This window comes from Nocardioides sp., assembly GCF_031422975.1.
Classification (GTDB): domain Bacteria; phylum Actinomycetota; class Actinomycetes; order Propionibacteriales; family Nocardioidaceae; genus Nocardioides.
This window is the reverse complement of record NZ_JANPEO010000377.1, coordinates 1-3,085: the sequence shown is the minus strand read 5'-3', so window position 1 is coordinate 3,085 and position 3,085 is coordinate 1. Positions and strand designations below refer to the sequence as shown.

At 69.3% G+C, this 3,085-nt stretch carries 3 protein-coding genes; 1 reads left to right on the top strand and 2 read right to left on the bottom strand.

The features are described 5' to 3' along the window. The first annotated feature begins 247 nt into the window (after positions 1 to 247). Positions 248 to 1,246 (top strand): glycosyltransferase, encoded by a 999-nt coding sequence (locus RMO85_RS11420; protein ID WP_310528846.1) that lies wholly within the window; start codon positions 248 to 250, stop codon positions 1,244 to 1,246. A 6-nt stretch (positions 1,247 to 1,252) separates the two neighbouring features. Here RMO85_RS11420 and RMO85_RS11415 read toward each other — a convergent pair whose 3' ends face one another. Further along, positions 1,253 to 2,167 carry a glycosyltransferase family 2 protein gene (locus tag RMO85_RS11415; RefSeq protein WP_310528845.1) on the bottom strand — a complete coding sequence of 305 codons (915 nt, stop codon included), beginning with the start codon at positions 2,165 to 2,167 and terminating at the stop codon, positions 1,253 to 1,255. A gap of 4 nt (positions 2,168 to 2,171) precedes the next feature. After that, a complete protein-coding gene (locus RMO85_RS11410) occupies positions 2,172 to 2,936 on the bottom strand; it encodes a hypothetical protein (RefSeq protein WP_310528844.1) in 765 nt (254 codons plus the stop codon). Between the last annotated feature and the right edge of the window lie 149 nt (positions 2,937 to 3,085).

Here is a 3,085-nt window from a genome sequence, read left to right as displayed (position 1 = left end):
CGGATCCGGTCGGCGCCCAGCACGATCCTGGGGTGATCCAGCACGGAGCCCGCTCCGAACGCCCCGAAGGCGGATGGATAGATCGTGCGGGAGAGGAATGACGAAACCCGCCACCTGGCCCCGGACCTGCCGCGGAACAGGAGGGCGGCCATCAGGTCGGCGCGAGATCGAGGCACCGGTCGATGATCGCAGACCCACCGACGTGCGACGGGCGGACCACAGCGTTCGGCTCCCTACACTTCAGTTCATGCCGAATCGGGTGCTCGTCGTCAGCCCCGCCTTCCATGGCATCTGGTTGTCGCTGGCCACGGCCCTCGAGAGGGCGGGCTTCGAGGTCGAGCACCACCTGTACGACGAGAACGCGGGCCTGGTGGCCAAGGCCCGTCACCACATGACGGTCGAGCTCGCCTCGCGCCTGGGCCGGTCGACCGACGAGCAGGTCGCCGAGAGACTGGGGGGCGCGGCGCGTGCGGCCGTCCTCAGGACGAGACCCGACGTGGTCGTCACCATCAAGGGCGATGTCCTGGGTGAGCCCTACTGGGAGTCGCTCGCGGGGATCCCGCACGTCACCTGGCTCTACGACCAGTTGGACGCCATGCGCTTCGCCCCGGAGATGTGGCCGAGCCTGGGTGGGGTCGGCAGCTTCTCGCACACCGACACCGAACGCCTGCGCGCGGCCGGACTCGCGGCGGACTACGTGGCACTGGCCTACGACCCTGCCTTCGAGCCGGGAGATCAACACTCGGGCGGCATCGTCTTCGCCGGCGCACGCTACCCGCGCCGCGAGGAGCTGCTGCTGCGGGTCCAGGCCGCCGGGGTCCCGGTGGTGGCCTATGGCCGTTCCTGGTCCAAGCACCCCTACGACCGGTTACGGACCTGGGACCTGCATCGTCCGGACATCCCGAGCGGCCGAGAGCTCAGCCGCTCAGATGCCCACCAGGTCATGCGGGCAGCCGACGCCACGATCAACATCCATGGCGCGCAGGACGGCTTCACGCTGCGGACGTTCGAGGCCAGCGGCATCGGCGCCGTACAGCTCATCGATCGAGCCGACGTCTCGGAGTTCTACGAGCCCGGGACCGAGGTCCTCGTCTACGACGGTGTGGACGAGCTCGTGGAGCTGTGTCAGCGGGCGTCGCAGGACCACGCCTGGGGTGATGCGATCAGGGCGGCGGCACGTAGCCGGACCCTCGCCGAGCACACCTTCTCGCACCGGGCGTCGGACCTGCTCGACTTGCTCGACTAGGGCGCGTCACCGCCCGGAGCGACGACGACCCGCACGGGAGGACGCCTGGATTCCCAGCGCCACGACCTTGTGGCCGACAGCGTGCGGGAGTCGCTCGACGTGCCGGTCGATCAGGTGTCCGGCCGTGCGCACGGTGCGCGGAGTGGCTGCCCGGGCAGTGACGGCCACCAGCGTGTTCCAGAGCGAGGTCGGGTGCTCGGCCTGCGGCAGGACCGGGCCGTGCTTCTCGATGAACTTCGCGTAGGCGGCACCCGAGGCGAAGGCCCTCTCGAGTCTCTCCGCAGCGCTCGTGACCGGACCATGGTGCAACGTCGTGAAGCCGGGCGCGATGAGGATCTCCCGGCCGAGCCGGTGGAGCCGGTAGCCCCACTCGACGTCCTCCCAGCCGTAGGCCCGGAACGACTCGTCGTAGCCACCGACTGCGTGGAAGTCGTCCCGCGTGCTCGAGACGTTGCCCGACCACCACTCCCAGGTGCGTTCGGGCGGGGTGTCGAAGGCAGCGCTACGGATGGCCACGTCCGCCTCGACGCCGTACGCCGTCGCGTATGGGGTCCGGGGAAACACGTCACGGCACATCGCGATGACCCCGCGGGGAGCCTCGTCGTGAAGTCGCACGTGGTGCTCGACGAAGTCCGGCTCCAGCTCGAGATCGTCGTCCGCCCGGATCAGCACGTCGCCCTTTGCGTCGAAGAAGCCGGCGTTGAGCGCCGCTGCCCGGCCGCGGTTCTCCGGGAAGACGATCGACCGCACGGGTGCTTCCTCGGCGAGCCGGCGCACCGCCGACTCGGAGTCGTCGGTGTCGCCGTCGATGACGACGATCATCTCCACGTCCTGCTCGGTCTGCTGTCGCAGCGACTCGAACAGCCTTGGGAGGCGTCCCGCTCCGCCGCGAGAAGGGACGACGATGGAGGCGAGGGGCATGTGCTCAGCCTAGGCGCGGCCCGCCGGCGAGGGAGTCGATCCGAGTCTGGAGCCGCGCGATCTCGTCCTCCAATTTTGCCGACTGCAGGTCGACACAGGCCGCCAGCTCACGGAACCGGTGGCGCCAGTCGAGCGTTCGAAGTGCTTCGAGGTGGATCGCATCCGACTTCTCAGGGCTCCAGCTGCGCACGGCGTGCGCGATCACATCGAGGCCGCCGTCCCGGTCGGTGTCGGGCAGGCGGACGAGACCGTCCTCCCAGAGCATGCGTGTCCCCGCCTCGCACGTGGGTGCCACCCCGGCTACAGCTGCGCCCGATGCGAGAGCATCGGTCCACCTGCCGGTGACATAGTCCCGAGTGGGGTGGGTGTAGGTCGCGGGACTGACCAGGTTGGTGAACGACAGCGTCAGCTTGGAGGACCGCATCGCTGCGAGGAGAGCCTCCTGGTTGCGTGCGGGGTCAGGATCGATTGGCGGGCCGGCGCTGAACCGGAGGCCGAGTCGCTCGGCCGCCAGTGCCGTGGAGCCGTTGTCGTCCCAGGCCTCGGGCTGCCGGCCCACCCGCAGCAGGTCGACGGGTCGTTCCGTGGGCATGCTGGGTTGTGACAGCACGTCGCTGCCGAACGGCAGCCAGGCCGTCGTCGCGCCCGTCTGAGCGGCCCAGTTGTCGACCATCTCCACATCGGTGATGAAGAGCTGGTCGAAGTGTCCCCGATGTCGCGCCATGCGGGGGATGCGGTCGTCGAGGAACGAGTCGATGACCCAACCCACGACGCGATCGTAACCTCGCAGGAGATAGTCGGCGTGCAGCAAGGAGCCAAGATGCGCCGGCTGCGGTGCGATCACAACGCAGGTGCCCGAGCCCCGTCGACGAGGTAGCTGCCCGGTTGCCCGTTGGGCGCGGTCCATCCTTGGCCGCG